General features: G+C 71.8%; 13 protein-coding genes and 1 pseudogene. 2 read left to right on the top strand and 12 right to left on the bottom strand.

All coding sequences use genetic code 11. The features are described 5' to 3' along the window. The first annotated feature begins 307 nt into the window (after positions 1–307). Complete coding sequence (locus QSK37_RS27315) at positions 308–976, top strand: CHAP domain-containing protein (RefSeq protein WP_285626468.1); 669 nt, start codon at positions 308–310, stop codon at positions 974–976. On the opposite strand, the gene QSK37_RS27320 is transcribed toward QSK37_RS27315, so the two are convergent. From QSK37_RS27320 to QSK37_RS27365, 10 genes are all read right to left on the bottom strand, one after another. Beyond that, positions 973–5,775 (bottom strand): wHTH domain-containing protein, encoded by a 4,803-nt coding sequence (locus tag QSK37_RS27320; protein WP_285626471.1) that lies wholly within the window; start codon positions 5,773–5,775, stop codon positions 973–975. The two genes, QSK37_RS27315 and QSK37_RS27320, sit on opposite strands and share 4 nt — an antisense overlap. A gap of 10 nt (positions 5,776–5,785) precedes the next feature. Beyond that, positions 5,786–6,133, bottom strand: a complete 348-nt coding sequence (locus tag QSK37_RS27325; protein WP_285579696.1) for a Pepco domain-containing protein — start codon at positions 6,131–6,133, stop codon at positions 5,786–5,788. Between the two features lie 82 nt (positions 6,134–6,215). Then, positions 6,216–6,842, bottom strand: coding sequence for a response regulator (locus QSK37_RS27330; protein WP_285579697.1), 627 nt, complete (start codon positions 6,840–6,842; stop codon positions 6,216–6,218). Next, positions 6,839–8,002, bottom strand: a complete 1,164-nt coding sequence (locus QSK37_RS27335; protein ID WP_285626474.1) for a sensor histidine kinase — start codon at positions 8,000–8,002, stop codon at positions 6,839–6,841. Before QSK37_RS27335 ends, QSK37_RS27330 begins: the two co-directional genes overlap by 4 nt. Further along, complete coding sequence (locus QSK37_RS27340) at positions 7,999–8,811, bottom strand: ABC transporter permease (RefSeq protein WP_285579699.1); 813 nt, start codon at positions 8,809–8,811, stop codon at positions 7,999–8,001. The genes QSK37_RS27335 and QSK37_RS27340 overlap by 4 nt, the downstream gene beginning before the upstream one ends. After that, positions 8,808–9,653 (bottom strand): ABC transporter ATP-binding protein, encoded by an 846-nt coding sequence (locus QSK37_RS27345; protein ID WP_285626477.1) that lies wholly within the window; start codon positions 9,651–9,653, stop codon positions 8,808–8,810. Before QSK37_RS27345 ends, QSK37_RS27340 begins: the two co-directional genes overlap by 4 nt. Positions 9,654–9,731: 78 nt before the next feature. Continuing rightward, positions 9,732–10,526, bottom strand: a complete 795-nt coding sequence (locus tag QSK37_RS27350) for a site-2 protease family protein (protein ID WP_285579703.1) — start codon at positions 10,524–10,526, stop codon at positions 9,732–9,734. A gap of 11 nt (positions 10,527–10,537) precedes the next feature. Then, positions 10,538–11,110, bottom strand: coding sequence for a TetR/AcrR family transcriptional regulator (locus tag QSK37_RS27355; protein ID WP_285579705.1), 573 nt, complete (start codon positions 11,108–11,110; stop codon positions 10,538–10,540). Positions 11,111–11,361: 251 nt separating this feature from the next. Then, a complete protein-coding gene (locus QSK37_RS27360; protein ID WP_285626479.1) occupies positions 11,362–11,760 on the bottom strand; it encodes a DUF3224 domain-containing protein in 399 nt (132 codons plus the stop codon). A gap of 52 nt (positions 11,761–11,812) precedes the next feature. Beyond that, positions 11,813–12,616, bottom strand: a complete 804-nt coding sequence (locus tag QSK37_RS27365; RefSeq protein ID WP_285626481.1) for a TetR/AcrR family transcriptional regulator — start codon at positions 12,614–12,616, stop codon at positions 11,813–11,815. A 71-nt stretch (positions 12,617–12,687) separates the two neighbouring features. Here QSK37_RS27365 and QSK37_RS27370 point away from each other — a divergent pair, with 71 nt between their 5' ends. Beyond that, entirely contained in the window at positions 12,688–13,557 is an 870-nt protein-coding gene (locus QSK37_RS27370; protein ID WP_285626484.1) for an NAD(P)H-binding protein, read from the top strand. A gap of 26 nt (positions 13,558–13,583) precedes the next feature. Here the strand turns inward: QSK37_RS27370 and QSK37_RS27375 are convergent. Both QSK37_RS27375 and nucS read right to left on the bottom strand, forming a co-directional pair. Then, positions 13,584–14,410: pseudogene (locus QSK37_RS27375) on the bottom strand (NAD(P)-dependent oxidoreductase). A 53-nt stretch (positions 14,411–14,463) separates the two neighbouring features. Next, the gene (gene nucS / locus QSK37_RS27380; protein ID WP_285579715.1) at positions 14,464–15,123 is read right to left on the bottom strand and encodes an endonuclease NucS; all 660 of its coding nucleotides are present in this window, start codon (positions 15,121–15,123) and stop codon (positions 14,464–14,466) included. Between the last annotated feature and the right edge of the window lie 98 nt (positions 15,124–15,221).

Consider the following 15,221-nt stretch of genomic DNA (forward strand, 5'->3'; position numbering starts at 1 on the left):
AGATTCTGTTGTTCGTAAAATTACCGCAACCGATCCGGCCTGGCCTGGCTGTTCCGGGCCCCGGCCGGAGCAACGTACGCCCCAGGCATCACGCGTTTCCCCACCGTGACGGCGAGAAGCGAGAATGTGGCCCGTATCACATCCCAGGGTCGCTGACCAGGGCTTTTGTCTTGCTACGTTGCGATAAATCTTGCGGTTCACCCCCGAGTCACCCGCAAGTCCTCGGTTGAGCACATCCCTCGTGCCGTAGATCGTCTTCTCTCCGTCCCCTGATCCCGGATGCGGCGGGAAGCCAAGGAGTGCCCTCGTGTCCCTTTCCCCCCGATACGCAGCGATCCCCCTCCGCGAGCGTCTCGCCGACCCGTTCCGCGGGCGTCTCGCCATGCCGCTGCGCGGGCGCCTCGCCGTCGTCGTCGCCGGCGTCATGGCGTTCGTCGCGGCCGTGACCATCGTGATCGCGGCGGTCGTCGGGATCCAGCGCCCCCTCCCCACCGCCGCCGACGCGCTGAAGGTCGCCGTCTCCCAGGTCGGCACCACGGAGAACGCCGCCGGCGGCAGCAAGTTCAACGAGTGGTTCATGTCCTCGCCGTACGCCCGCGCCGGCGTGGAGCGGGACGGCGGGTCGGTCGGCGACTACGCGAACGCCAGCTGGTGCGACATGTTCGTGTCCTGGGTGGGAGTCCAGGCCGGCGTCAAGGGGATGGGCGGCGACGCGTTCACCCCGTCGCACGCCCGGTGGTTCCAGGACCAGGGCCGCTGGGGGACCGTCCCCAAGCCCGGCGCGGTCGTGTTCTTCTCCTGGAGCGGGAGCAGGTCGATCGGCGACATCGACCACGTCGGCATGGTCATCAAGGACAACCACGACGGCACCATCCGCACCGTCGAGGGCAACACGGACGACGCCGTGAAGATCCGCACCCGGAGCACCGACAACGTCGTCGGCTACGGCTACCCCGAGTACGGCCACCAGAGCTAGCCGCCGGGAAAGGACCACACGTCCTCGGGGAAGGGCGTCTCCGGAACATCGAAGCCGAGCGACCGCAGACGATCCCGGATATCCGGGATGGGGAGGTTCGTCTGGGCGGCGCCGGCGACCAGGTTCCAGAGCGGTACCGACGCCTCCTGGCGCAGCCACCAGCCGCAGTCGCTGTTACGGCGTGAGTGGAGCGCGTCGGGCGACGGCAGAACGGCGAGTTCGCGGCTGATCAGGATGAGGTCGTTCGTGTCGACCCGTCTCCCCGGAAGAGGCGGAAGCGCGAAGCCGAGCTCCTCGAGACGGAAGGCCACCTCCGCCGTCGTCCGGCGCGACCGCTCAGCGGCCGTGACCAGATGGCCCACCGGGACGACCTCGTCGGGGAGCCAGGGCCATTCACCGGTCAGGTCCCGGCTGATGAGCACGCGGTCACCGGGTCGCAGCGCGCCGAGGTCGAGCAGGTGCGGCGGCACCAGGTACCCGAGCTGGGCGAGCCGGCGCGCGGCCGCTCCGATGGAACATTCCAGCCGCTCGGCCGCGGCGACGGCATGGCCAGCGGAGACGGGAATGGGGACACCGTCGTCGTCCCACTGGCGCAGAACCGGGCCGTCTCCCGTCAGATTCCGGGTGACGATGAGGTGGTCTCCCGGCTGGGTTTCTCCGGCGTCCGGCAGCCCGGCGGCGACGTGGACTCCCAGCTCCGCGAGACGTCCCGCGACCTCGCCCACCGGACGTTCGGTACTCCTGGCCGCTTCGATCACCTGCCAGGAGAGGACCCGGTGCTCCATGGACAGCCAGGGCGCCTCGCCGTCACAGTTCACGCTGACGATCGCGAGGTCGGGCACGCTCGCCTGGTCGAGCGACTCCGGGACGTCGAATCCGAGTCCGGTCAGGCGCCGGGCCACCTCGCCGACGCTCAGCCCGAGCCGTTGCGAGGCGAGGATCACGTGCCCGATCGGGACGATCGCCGTCCCGGACCGCATCGGGGGGCGCCCGTCCAGGCTCTGGCTGATCAACCGGCGATCCTCCGGTGGGACCGGTCCGCCGTCCACCAGGTCGTCGGGGACGGTGAAGCCGAACTCCGCCAGACGCGCGGCGACGCGGCCGACGTCGCGGTTCAGCTGTGCCGCGGCGGCGATGACGTGACCCGCGGGTACCTGGATCGGCCGGCCCGCTTCGTCGTACCGCCTCAGCCAGGGAGCCCCGCCCTCCAGATGCCTGCTGAGCAGGATGCGGTCCGCCGGTTCGGCGTTGTCGGTGCCCGGCGGCTCGGCCGGCATGGTGAATCCGAAGGCCTCCAGCCGGTCGGTGACCTGGCTGATCGGCCGGCCCAGTTGTGCGGCGGCGGCGATGATGTGTCCGATGTCGACGGGAATCGGGGTCGCGTCGCCGTCGTGGGTGCGTAGCCATGGCCAGACGCCGTCGAGGTCGCGGCTGAGCAGGATGAGATCGGCCGGCTCGGCGTCTCCCATGGAGTCGGCGATGGCGGGGACGTCGTATCCCAGTTCGCCGAGACGACGTGCCACCTCGCCGATGGAGTACCCGGTGTGCGCCGCCGCCGTGACGATGTGATGGGTGGGAACGGGGGCGTCGACGGGCAGCCAGCAGTGTTCCCGCCCATGCGCGAGGTAGCCCTGTCGCGGCTCGGTGTCCAGGATGTTCGCGTCCGAGGGGCGCGCCCGTACGCCCGGCGCGGAGGGTCGGGTGCCACGCGCCGACTCGATGGCCGCCACCCGCCACGCGACCAGGTGGTCCGGCAGGGGCTCCGCGCCCCGCGTCTCGCGGCGTCGGGCCTGGCTGCGAAGGGCGTACTCCGGCCTGCGATAGGAGCGGTGCGGCCGCATGAGGTGCCGATCGGGAGCGAACAACCCGAGTGCGGTGGTGTCCAGGTCCCAGCCGCACGGGGTGAGCGCGCGCCCGGACTCGACGATCGTGTGAAAGGCCAGGTCGGCGACGACCGGCTGCTCTTCCGCGAACTCGCAGAGCCAGTCGAAGGTGGGGAAGGCGCGGTCGGGCTCCGCGAAGACGTGGACCGCGCCTGACAACACGCGGGTGAGGATCTTCCGGTTCCGCGCGGATTCGAGGAGCCGCGTGCGGTCGACCGAGAGCTGCGGAGTGTTCTCGCCGGTCAGGTTGACGATGACACCGAAGCAGTCCTCGAGCGTGTTCAGCCCGTCGGCCAGCACGGCGCCCTGGCCGTCGCACCACCACACGGACGTGCCCTCCACGGGATGGAGCGCGTCGTCACGTGAGTCCCGCAGCCGGCGGGGTTCCCACCGCTCGACGAACGCTCCATCCGCCGCGTCCGTCCGGAACTCCGAGTAGCGGAGCACCTGGCTCAGGATCACGGTGCATGACACGGGGCTCTGGTCGCCGGTGGTGCGGAGGTGGAGCCGTACGACGGTGCCGGCGTCCGTGCCCGGGCCGTGGGACTGGATGTGGAAGAGAGTGCCCGGTCCGGCGATGGAGACCCGCAGGCGGCGGCCCGGGGTGCCGTCCCGGCCGAGGCGGCAGGTGGTCACCGTGATCTCGTCGGCGAGCATGAAGTAGCTCAGCACCCCGATCCCGAACTGGCTGTTCGGGTAGAGCCGCACCGGATCCTCCAGCGCCTCCCACTCCGCCTGCTCCTCGATGAACTCCGGAAGCTCGGCGAACCTGCCGCCCGCCTGCGCGAAGACGTCGCGGAGTTCGCGGACCTCCATGCCGATGCCGTTGTCCTCGCAGTCGATGTACGGGCGGCCCTGGTCGTCGATGCCCTGGGTGAACCGGATGCGCGGCGTCCACTCGGGCAGGTCCGTTCCGGTGCGCCCCAGGTACTCGGTGCGCGCCTGCCGGTAGCGGCAGGCGTCGAGGGCGTTCTGGTAGATCTCCCGGATGGCCAGGTTCACGTCGCCGTACAGCTGCTCGCCCATGAGGAGTTCCTGCACGCGTTCCTCGTCGAGCTGGAACCGGATGCCGGCCGAGGTGTAGGCGGCCGTCCCGTCGACCTCGGCCGCCCGTACCTGCGCGGCGTCGACGTGGCCGGGCAGGCCTTCGAGGGTTCGGAGGGACGGGTCGTCGGAGTTCTTGATGTCGGTGAGGAGCCGCTCCAGCGCGGTGACGTGCTCTCTGAGCGCGACCTCGACCGCGGGATGCGGGCAGGCCGCCCGCAGCGCCCGCCCGGCGCCCCTGGGCTCCCAGCGCGCCTCCTCCAGCGCCTGCTTCACGGCCGCGGGTACGACCGGGTGGGCGATTCCGGCGTGCTCGATGACCACGGCGGGCAGGCGCGTGACCTCGATCGCCAGGCGGTGCGCGACGACCAGCAGGTAGCTCACCATGCGTTCGCGGAGCCGCTGTTCGCCGATGCGGCCCGGGGCGATGACGAGGGTCGAGGACAGCCCCTGCGGCCGGTCCGTGCGGGCGATGAAGCCCGGATCGGCGTACAGCATCCGGATCATCTCGCTGAGCCGGTCGGCGGACAGCACCTCCTTGGCGAGGGGGCCGCCCGCCGCGCCTCCGGGGAGCGACGCGCCGACCGCCCGAGGCGTGAGCGCGTCGGCCCGTCCGGTGATCCAGCGGTGCAGGAACCACCAGCCGATCTGGCCCGCCACCTCCCGATCGCCGGTCTGGGCGGCACCGGCCGCGCGGCGCAGGAGGCGGGGATGCTTCCGCGCGTAGGCCTCGAACGCCTCCCGCTCCGGGACCGGCGCGGCGCCGTCCGTCAGGTCCGCGGGCCGCACCGCGCTCGCGCCGGCCGCCACCCGCGCCCAGTGGGCGTCATGGACGAACGGCAGGGCGACGAGCAGGGCCGCCTCCGCCGCCGACAGGCGCAGGTCCGTCAGCAGCGAGCCCAGGATGAAGTTCATCCGCTCGGTCATCCGCAGGGCGAACCGCGTGTCGTCCCACGGGTCGGCCGTCAGCCGCGCCCCGGCCGTCCGGCGTTCGGCCGCCAGCGTGCGCACCAGCGCGATGACGTCGTCGCGGAGCGACTCGTACCCGTGCGCGCCGTCGGCCTTCTGCCACGCGACGTGCGCGGTCGCCGCCGCGACCCAGTCGTCGGCCTCGTGGTCGGCGGAGGGCAGGCCGGGGAGCAGTACGAACGCGTCGTGGTCCGCCTCGCCGGCCAGCCGGATCCGCTGGGGCGGGAGGCGGTGCTCGGTGGTGAGCGCGGTCATGTGGTCGGCGAGCGCGTCGGCGAACCGCGCCAGGGTGGTGGACGTCGATCCTTCGGCGACCGTGCGTTCGACGGCGCGCGCGAACAGGCTGAACGGCTTGCCCTCCGGCTCGTCCGGGACGTACCGGGCGACCTCGCCCGGTGAGCAGGGGAACAGCCAGGCGACGCTCCGCCGGGCCGATCTCGCGATCTTCTCCGGGGCCCACGCGGTGCGTGCCGCGACCGACTTGGTGTTCTCGTGAAAACCCTCCCGGCAGGCGTCCACGAGAAAGACGATGCCGACCGCGGGACTGCCGTCGATCGCGGATCCCCACGCGGTCAGGGGGACGGCCACGTCGGCGAGCCGGAGCCAGCGCAGGTCGGCGTCGCTGGGGAGCAGGTAGTCGACGCCGTCGCCGTGGGCGCCGTGACCGCTCAGGTAGACCAGGAGCGTGTCGCCCTCGCGGGCGGTGGCCAGGAAACGGCTGACCTCGGTCCTGATCCGGATCTGGCCCAGCCGGCCGCCGTCGCCGGGGATGTCGGTGGAGAATCCGCGGGACTCCAGCGCCATCGCCACGTTGACCAGGTCGTCCGTGACGAAGGGGAGGTCTTTGATGCCCTGGTCGTCGTACTCGGCGACACCCAGCAGCAGCGCGCGGAACCGGTCCATCGCGCCGGTCTCAGCGGCCGAAGACCAGAGTGATCGCGGCCTTGGCGCCGACCTTGGCGGTGCCGACGAGCTGGACGCCGCCCTCGGCCGAGACCTCCAGCCCGATCTGGGCCTCCTTGAGGGGCAGATCGCCCGCCTCGGCCGCCAGCTCGTCGAAGACGGCCCGCAGGGAGCCGACGGTGCGCCGGAGGTTCTCCTTGAGCGCGTCGACCGGGATCTGCCGCAGCGCCGCCGCGCCGTCCGCGCCGGAGAACAGGCCCATCGTGTGGCCGTCGTCGTCATCCACGGCGACGATGACGGGCAGCGTGTCGATCACGTCGGCCGACGAAAGCTCGTGAAAGGGCTGTTCTCCAGTCATGACCTCGCCGTCCGCATAACCGTGAATGCCGCGATCCGAAGGCTGATGTTAGCGTCTCGGCGGCCGGCGTGCCGGTCGCCGTTCACCCGCCTGGCGGGGGCAGGATGCCGCGTGCGAGCGCGGCGGTGACCGCGGCCGTACGGTCGGACACCTCCAGCTTGCCGAACGTCCGCAGGAGATGGGTCTTGACCGTCGCCTCGCTGATCAGCAGTTCCCGTCCGATCTCGGCGTTGGTGCGGCCGCGGGCGACCAGCCGCAGCACCTCGATCTCGCGCCGCGACAGCTCCACCGGCGAGCGCATCCGGGACACCAGCTTGGCCGCGACCGACGGCGCCAGTACGGTCTCGCCCCGCATCGCCGCGCGGATCGCCTGGGCCAGCTCGGTCCGCGACGCGTCCTTGAGCAGGTAGCCCGCCGCGCCCGCCTCGACGGCGCGCAGGATGTCCGCGTCGGTCTCGTACGTCGTCAGCACCACGACCCGCGTCCCCGGACGCTGGACGAGCACCCGCGAGGTCGCCTCCACCCCGTCGCCGCCGGGCATGCGCAGGTCCATCAGCACCACGTCGGGCTCGTGCGCGCGCACCGCCGCGACCGCCTCGGCGGCGCCGCCCGCTTCGGCCACCACCTCCAGGTCGTCCTCTGCCGCGAGCATGCCGCGCAGCCCCTCGCGTACGACCGGGTGGTCGTCCACCAGCAGGATCCTGATCACGCCGGTACCTCCACGCTGATCGAGGTGCCCTCGCCGGGCCGGCTGACGATCCGTACGGTGCCGTCGACCTGCCCGGCGCGGTCCCGCATGCCGCGCAGGCCGAAGCCGCTCGCCGTCGCCGGGTCGAAGCCCCGGCCGTCGTCGCGGACCTCCAGGCGTACCGCCGTCTCGGCGTAGTGCAGCGTGATCTCCACGCGGCCGGCCTTGGCGTGCTTGCGGACGTTCGCCAGGCCCTCCTGCGCGGCGCGCAGCAGGACCACCTCCGTCCGGGCGGCCAGCCGGCGCGGCTCGCCGGAGACGACGCACTCGGTGTCCACGTCCAGTTCCTCTCCCAGGCGGTCCGACAGCCGGCGTACGGCCTCGTCCAGCGACGAGTCGCCGAGGGCGGCGGGCGGTACCGCGGCCACGAGGGCACGGGCCTCGGCGAGGTTCTCCCGCGCGGTACGGACGGCCAGGCCGAGCTGCCGCCTCGCCTCTTCCGGGTCGGAGTCGATGCGCGGCTCGGCCGCCTGCACCAGCATCAGGATGCTGGTGAAGCCCTGCGCGAGCGTGTCATGGATCTCGGCGGCGAGGCGTTCGCGCTCGGCCATGGCCCCGGCCTCCCGGCTCACCTCGGCCAGCTCCGTACGGGTCGCCTCCAGCTGCTCGATCAGCTCCCGGCGTTCGGTGCTCTGGCGGATGATGCGCTCCACCCAGAGGCCGAAGAACACCGAGAAGGTGATGCTGACGACCGTCCAGGTCAGGAACGAGGCGAAGGAGCCGCCGCTGTGCACGTCCCGCAGGAACCGTACGGCCGGAGCGGCGTTGAGCAGCATCACCGCGATGCTCGCGCGCCACCACTCGCCGATGATGTAGCACTGCGGGCAGAGCGCGAACAGGATCAGCGCGCTCTCCGGCACGGCCGACGACGCCGCGGAGGACAGGACGACCAGCCCGGCGACGTACACGTACGGCAGCATCCCGCCCCGCTCCGCGCCGAGCAGCCGCCGGCCGAGGAAGAGGTACCACGGGACCATGGCGAACAGGAGAGCGACCGCGATCGGGCCGTCCGGCCACGAGCCGTTCTCCGTCGTCACATAGAGGACCGTGGAGGCCAGGACCAGGGCGAAGTACGCCTCCCACCGCCCGAGTCCCAGCTCCCACGCGTCTTCGCCGCTCATCCGTCGTCGCGTCGCTTCCAGCGGAAGGTCGTCAGGCACAGTGCGAAGCCTGCTACAGCCCAGGCCGCCAGCACCAGTGCGATTCTGCCGTGCTCCCACGCGTGCGCGGGCTCGACCGGCAGCAGGGTGTCGGGCAGCAGCGCCGACCGCAGGCCCTGGCAGATCCACTTCAGCGGGAACACCGCGCCGGCGTCCTGCACGCCCTTCGGCAGTTCGGTGAAGGTGAAGTACACGCCGGAGATGAACTGCAGCACGAGGTACGGCACGTTGAGCACCGCCGCCGCGCCCCGGCCCGAGCGCGGCACGCTGCTCACCGCGATGCCGAGCAGGGTGCAGACGGTCACGCCCGCCACGAACACCCAGACGAAGGTGAACCAGCGCTCGGGCGTGCCCGGCGGGTTCAGCCCGAACATCACGTGGCCGAGCAGGAAGAGGACCACCGTCTCGGCCACCGACAGCACCAGCGCCGTGATCGTCTTGCCGATGAAGTACGCGGCCGGCGGCATCGGCATGCCGTACAGGCGTTTGAGCGTGCCGTCGTCCCGCTCCTGCGCGATGCCGACGCCGAGGCTGATGAACGTGGTCGAGGCGATCCCGCTCGCGATGATGCCGGCGGCGAAGTACTGCCGGAAGTCCACGCCCGTGCCCTTGATCTCGCCCTTGAAGATGGTGCCGAAGATGAGCATGAGGACGATCGGCATCGCGAAGGTGAAGGCCGCCGCCTCCCGGTCGCGCATGAAGGTCCTCAGCTCCAGTGCGCCGCGCGAGAGCCCGATCCGCAGGGTGGACGGCATCGCCTGGGCGGTCATCGCGCCGCTCCGATCATGGTGAGGTAGGTGTCCTCCAGGGTGGGCCGGGTGACCGTCAGCTCCGGGACCTCGCCGTCGAACTTCTGGCTCAGCTCGGCCACGACCTGGGTGGGGGAGTGGGTCTCGAGCGTCCGCGGACCCTCGGGGCCCGTCCAGCTCACGTGCGCCTTCGCGGTGGCACGGCCGCCCAGCTCCCGCGGCGTGCCGACCTCGACGAGCCGTCCGCGCGCGATCACGCCGACCCGGTCCGCGAGGGCCTCGGCCTCGTCCAGGTAGTGGGTCGTCAGCAGGATCGTCGTGCCGTCTCCGGCGAGGCTCTCGATCAGCTTCCAGAACTGCCGGCGCGCGTCCGGGTCGAAGCCGGTCGTCGGCTCGTCCAGGAAGAGCAGCTCGGGGTCGCCGACGATGCCGAGCGCGACGTCGACGCGCCGCCGCTGTCCGCCGGACAGCCGCGCCAGGCGCGCGCCGGCCTTCTCGGTCAGCCCGACCGCCTCGATCACCTCGTCGGGATCGCGTGGGGCCGGGTAGTAGCCGGCGTAGTGCCGCACCGTCTCCCGTACGGTGAGCTGGGGCCGCTCCTCCGAGGTCTGCGACACGATGCCGATGCGGGCCCGCCAGCGCCGCGTCGGCCGCCCGGGGTCGGCGCCGAGCACCGCGACCTCGCCGCCGGTCCGCCGCCGGTGTCCCTCGAGGATCTCGACCGTCGTACTCTTGCCCGCCCCGTTCGGTCCGAGCAGGGCGAACACCTCACCCCGGGGAATGTCCAGGTCGACGCCGTCCACCGCGTCGACGTCGCCGTACCGTTTGCGCAGACCGCGGATGCGCACCGCCGTTTCGTCCATACCGCCAGCGTCGCGGCGGCCGGCGCCTCACGCGATCGGCGAACCGGTCATTCCGGTGTCCACCGAACGACGGACACCTCAGCCCAGCCCGACCTTCTGCCAGAACTGGAACAGCGCGTGGCCGACCGTGGTGAGGTCGGAGTTGATGCCGAACAGGTCGGTCAGGTGGTAGATGACCGAGAAGAACGCGCGGTTCACCGGGCCGATCCACAGCAGCGCCATCAGGGCGATGAACGCGTAGCCGCCGACGCGGTTCGCCTGGGCCACCCAGCTGCGCGGCAGGTACGGCTCGACGATGCCGAAGCCGTCCAGGCCCGGCACCGGCAGGAGATTGAGCACCGCGGCGGTGACCTGCAAGAACGCCAGGAACGCCAGACCGCTCCAGAACAGGGCGTGGTCCAGGCTCGTCGCGAGCTGTGTCAGCACGACGCCGAGGACGATCGCGAAGGCGAGGTTGGCGAGCGGGCCGGCCGCCGAGATCAGGCTGTGCCGCAGCCGGCCCCGGATCGCCCCCCGGTCGATGTAGACCGCGCCGCCGGGCAGGCCGATGCCGCCGAGCAGCAGGAACAGCACCGGCAGCAGGAAGCTCAGCGCCATGTCCGTGTACTTCAGCGGGTTGAGCGTGAGATAACCCTTGGTGGCCATGCTGCGGTCGCCCGAACGCCAGGCGAAGAACGCGTGCCCGAACTCGTGCAGGCACAGGGACACGATCCAGCCGGACACCACGAAGACGAACAGCAGGAACCGGGCCGCGTGCCCCACGTCCGTGCCGTACCGCCAGGTGGCCAGGCCGGACAGGGCGAACAGGCCGACGACGAACAGGAAGATGGGGCTGGGCCGCACGGAGGACCGCAGGGCGGTGACGTTGCTCATCGGTGAACTCTTCAGCTGCTCTCTGCCAGGGCGGGCACGACGTAGGTGCGGAGGAACTCGCGCGGCTCATCCTCGCGCGGCATGACGATCATCGAGGAGATGATGCGGAAAAGGAACTCCACCGCTCCTTCAACGGTGATGTCCGCCCGGAGGGTTCCCGCCCGCTGAGCGGCGTCGAAGTGCGGCCGTACGTAGTCGGAGCACAGGTGCAGCAGCCGCTCGGCGCCGCCGACGACCGCGGCCTGCGTGTGCCCGGCCGCGTCGGGCGCCAGCAGCGCGGCGACGTGCGGCTCCCCGCGGATGAACGCGACGGCGTCCACGACGCCTTCGACGATCGCGTCCGGCACCGACCGCTCATGCCGCAGCCGCTCCGACAGCCGGTCGAGGAAACGCCGCAGGTCACGCAGGACGACGGCCAGGATCACCTCGTCCCGCCCACCGGCGAAGCTGCGGTAGACGGTGGCCCGGGAGAGCCCGGCGGACGCCGCGATGTCCTCGACCGTGGTCTTGGCGACGCCGTACCGCGCGAAGCACTCCTCGGCGGCGTTCACGATCCGTTGACGGACCTGGGAAGCCTGCGGCATGCCCCGCAGGTTACCCGGCCGTACGCACGCCAGAGGTTTTCCACAGGTGGCCCCGCCACCTTCCTACGGCGAGCCCGAGCACTGGACAATGGAAGTGGGCTGGAGCCCCAGGGCGGGCGGGGCGTGTCCCGGGCGGGCCGTGTCCCGGGCGGGCCGTGTCCCGGGCGGGCCGTGTCCCGGGCGGGCCGTGTCCCGGGCGGGGCGTGTCCCGGGCGGGGCGTGTCCCGGGCGGGGCGGGTTGTCCGCTGGGCTCAGGCGATTTTGTAGTCGAGGGTGTAGGAGTGGCCGCCGTCCGGGCCGATGACGATTCGGCCCTCGCCCGTGATGCCCGCCAGGTCGCCGGTGCCCGTGCCTTCGGTGATCTTCCAGGAGAGCCAGGGTTCGCCGTTCTCGCCGCCGGCGTTGTGCTGGAGGACGAATCCTCCCTTGCGCCCGTCCAGCGTGCCCTCGAACCGCTCGATCGCCACGTACGCCCGCGGAGTCTCTCCCGTGGCCACCGTGAGTAGTTCGGCCGTGCTGGTGCCGGTGAGATCGCCGCTGAAGGTCTTCTCGACGTGCACCCGGGCGATCTTGGTCTCCTGGTGGACGTCGTACGGCTCGCCGGCGTCGAAGGCGTCGAGGACGAAGGTTCCCGCTGCGTGCTTTGTCATAGGTGACGATCCTGCTGGAGATTCCTGACAGCTGACGGCAGGTATTCCGCCGTCAGGGGCGGGCGGGCTCGTCGCGGGCCTGCTCCACGGCCGCCTGGATGCCGGACAGCAGCCGCCGGAGGCCGAACTCGTACGCCTCGGCGTTCGCGCCCTTGGTGCCCGCGTCGAAGCCGCCCTCGCGCCAGAGCCTCGCGATCGTCGGATGCCGGGTCACGTCGAAATAGTCCTCCCAGAACGACCCGCGCGCCGCCCACCAGTCGGCCGCCGACTCGCCCGTCCGCTCCAACTGCTCGTACTCCGCCTCGGCCGCCGCGGCCGCGTGGACGAAGGTGACGATCGTTCCGGCCGCCGCCGTGATCTGCCGGGGTGACAGGCCGATCCCGGACAGCGCGGACAGGAGGTACTCCTGCTGGGCCATCAGGCCGGGGCCGAGCGGAGGCCGCACCGTGGAGATCTCCCGCAGCCAGGGGTGACGGCGGTACGCCGCGCGGGTGCGCTCCGCGTACAGCTCGATCTGCTCCAGCCACCCCTCGGGCCGCTGATCGCCCGGGCCGGGCAGGTCGCGCTCGGTGAGCACCGCGTCGACCATCAGGTCGATCAGCTCCGCCTTGCCCGGCACGTACGTGTAGAGCGACATCGTGCCGGCGCCGGCCTCGTCCGCGACCCGGACCATCGACATGGACGCCAGGCCCTCGCGGTCCGCCACCGCCAGCGCGGCGCGGACGATCTGGTCGACCGTCAGCTTGGGCCGGCGTCCGCGGGGCGGCCTGCCGTCCGTCCGCCCGGCGGCGCGGTCGCGCCACAGCAGCGCCAGCGTCCGCTCCGGGTCACCGCCGCCGCTGTGTTCCACCGTCATGACTTGATCCTAATTTCTCGTATGCCGTACGGTTAATATTCCCGTAGGTCATACGAGAATGAGGAGGGGTCATGACGATCCTGGTCACCGGCGGCACCGGGAACATCGGGCGGATCGTGGTCGAGCGGCTCGTGGAGGCCGGGGAGCGGGTGCGAGTGATCACCCGCCGCCCGGACGAGGCCCGGTTCCCCGAGGGCGTGGAGGCCCGGTACGGAGACCTCGCCGACCCGGCGACGCTGGCCGGGCCGCTGACCGGTGTCGAGCGCCTGTACCTGTTCCCGCACCCCGAGACCGCCCAGGACGTGGTCGACCGGGCGAAACGCGCGGGAGTACGGCGGATCGTGGTGCTGTCCTCGGGAGCCGTGACCGCCGGCCTGGACACGGGCTTCCACCTGCCGGTGGAGCGGGCCGTGGAGGAGTCGGGGCTGGAGTGGACCCACGTGCGCGCCGGTGAGTTCATGCTGAACCGGCTCTGGCTGTGGGGCGAGTCGATCCGCGCGGAGAACGTCGTGCGCGACCCGCTCCCCGAGCAGGGCGGGATCCCCGTGCACGAGCGGGACGTCGCCGACGTCGCCGTGTGCGCGCTGCTCCACGACGGCCACGCCGGCGCGGCGTACACCGTCCTGGGGCCGGAGTGGATCACCCGGCGGGAGCAGGTCGCCGCCATCGCCGCCGCCGTGGGCCGCGACGTCCGTCTCGACCGGATCGGCCGGGAGGAGGCGCGGGAGCTCTACCGGGCCATGGGCGGGTTCGCCGCGGCGAACGCCGACTTCCTGCTCGGCTTCACCGACTACGAAGGCCAGGAGGTCGAACCGGACGCGGCACCGCGCGGCGACGCCTCCGAGTACCCCCCGATGCCGACCGCCGAGGCGGTCACCGGCCGGCCCGCCCGTACGTTCGCCCAGTGGGCCCGCGACCACGCGGCCGACCTCACCGCCTAGACCGGAGCCGGGATCCGGGGGACGGCTCAGCGCAGCAGCAGGTCGACCACGCCCGTGGTGCCCTCGTCACCGTGCCCGTCGGCGAGGCGGCGCTCCATCAGCGTCAGGAACGGCCTGAGCAGCTCCGGGCTGACGCCCCGTTCCTCGGCGGTGCGAAGCAGCGTCTCGTTGGCCCGCACCATCATGGCGAGGTTCGAGGTGACCCCAGGGGGTAGTCGCCGGTCTCCAGGTGCACGGCGACCCCGTTCGCGTGGCCGGCCATGGCGGTGAGCCATTCGACGAGAAGGGCCGCGAACTCCTTGGGCGCGACCCGCGTCCCGCGCATGAGCGCGAAGGCGTGTGACACCCCGGCGAACATGCCGGTCATCGCGCTCAGCAGCGCCACGTCGTGGAGGGCGGCCGCGCCGGGGTCCGCGCTGACGTACCGGGTGGCCGCCGGGACGGCCAGCGCGTCGTGACGGTCCGCGAACAGCTCCGGCGAACCGCTGTAGAAGACGTAGGCGCCGGATTCCGGGGCACCGATCATCGGGGGGACGGCCATGATCCCGCCGGCCAGGTAGCGGGCGCCGCGTCCGGCCGCCCACTCGGCGCGGTCCCGCGCCGTACCCGGGGTGCTGGTGGTGATGTTGACCAGGTCCTTTCCGGCCAGGTCGGCGTCGGTGAGGGCCGTGCCGACGGAGGCGCCGTCGAGGAGGCAGGCGACCACGAGGTCGCTCGCGGCCAGCGCCTCACGAGCCGTCGCGGCGACCTTCGCGCCTTCGGCGGCGAGAGGCGCGGCTCGGCTCGCGGTGCGGTTCCAGCCGGTCACCTGGTATCCGGCGGCGTGCCATGCGCGAGCGATCGCGGTGCCCATCGTGCCGAGACCCAGCACGCTGATCTTTTTGTCGGAGACTGACCGACGCCGGCTCAGAACAGCGTGTCGTCGCGCTCGATGCCGCGCAGGGCGTCGTAGTCGAGCGTCACGCAGCCGATGCCGCGGTCCGCGGCCAGCACGCGCGCCTGCGGCTTGATCTCCTGGGCGGCGAACACGCCGCGGACCGGGGCCAGGAGCGGGTCGCGGTTGAGCAGCTCCAGGTAGCGGGTCAGCTGCTCGACGCCGTCGATCTCGCCGCGCCGCTTGATCTCGATGGCGACCGTGGCGTTCGCCTCGTCGCGGCAGAGGATGTCGACCGGGCCGATCGCGGTCGGGTACTCCCGGCGGATCAGCTTCCAGCCGTCGCCCAGCGTCGTGATGTGCTCGGCGAGCAGCTCCTGCAGGTGGGCCTCCACGCCGTCCTTCTGCAGCCCCGGGTCGATGCCCAGCTCGTGGCTGGTGTCGTGCAGGATCTCCTCGATCGTCAGGATGAGCTGCTCACCGGACTTGCCGTGCGTGACCGTCCACTTGCCCTCTTCCTCCTTGAGGGCGCAGGGCGGGTTCATCCAGTTGAGCGGCTTGTACGCCCGGTCGTCGGCGTGGACCGAGACGGATCCGTCGGCCTTGATGAGGATCAGCCGAGGGGCCATGGGCAGGTGGGCGGTGAGCTTGCCGGCATAGTCGACACTGCACCGGGCGATGACGAGACGCACGGTCGCCCACCTTAGCCGCCCGGCGCCCGCCCCTCAGGCCCCTCGGACAATCCGGCCCCCGATACAGGCGGGCGCCGGTCATGGGCCCTCCTTCGTCC

Source organism: Actinoallomurus iriomotensis, assembly GCF_030269445.1.
Lineage (GTDB): Bacteria > Actinomycetota > Actinomycetes > Streptosporangiales > Streptosporangiaceae > Actinoallomurus > Actinoallomurus iriomotensis.

Excerpts from the sequence above, each read along its gene's own strand:
- QSK37_RS27350 (WP_285579703.1), bottom strand. The coding sequence starts at position 10,526 with ATGAGCAACGTCACCGCCCTGCGGTCCTCCGTGCGGCCCAGCCCCATC.
- QSK37_RS27345 (WP_285626477.1), bottom strand. The coding sequence starts at position 9,653 with ATGGACGAAACGGCGGTGCGCATCCGCGGTCTGCGCAAACGGTACGGC.
- QSK37_RS27370 (WP_285626484.1), top strand. The coding sequence starts at position 12,688 with ATGACGATCCTGGTCACCGGCGGCACCGGGAACATCGGGCGGATCGTG.
- QSK37_RS27355 (WP_285579705.1), bottom strand. The coding sequence starts at position 11,110 with ATGCCGCAGGCTTCCCAGGTCCGTCAACGGATCGTGAACGCCGCCGAG.
- QSK37_RS27360 (WP_285626479.1), bottom strand. The coding sequence starts at position 11,760 with ATGACAAAGCACGCAGCGGGAACCTTCGTCCTCGACGCCTTCGACGCC.
- QSK37_RS27335 (WP_285626474.1), bottom strand. The coding sequence starts at position 8,002 with ATGAGCGGCGAAGACGCGTGGGAGCTGGGACTCGGGCGGTGGGAGGCG.
- QSK37_RS27325 (WP_285579696.1), bottom strand. The coding sequence starts at position 6,133 with ATGACTGGAGAACAGCCCTTTCACGAGCTTTCGTCGGCCGACGTGATC.
- QSK37_RS27340 (WP_285579699.1), bottom strand. The coding sequence starts at position 8,811 with ATGACCGCCCAGGCGATGCCGTCCACCCTGCGGATCGGGCTCTCGCGC.
- QSK37_RS27320 (WP_285626471.1), bottom strand. The coding sequence starts at position 5,775 with ATGGACCGGTTCCGCGCGCTGCTGCTGGGTGTCGCCGAGTACGACGAC.
- QSK37_RS27365 (WP_285626481.1), bottom strand. The coding sequence starts at position 12,616 with ATGACGGTGGAACACAGCGGCGGCGGTGACCCGGAGCGGACGCTGGCG.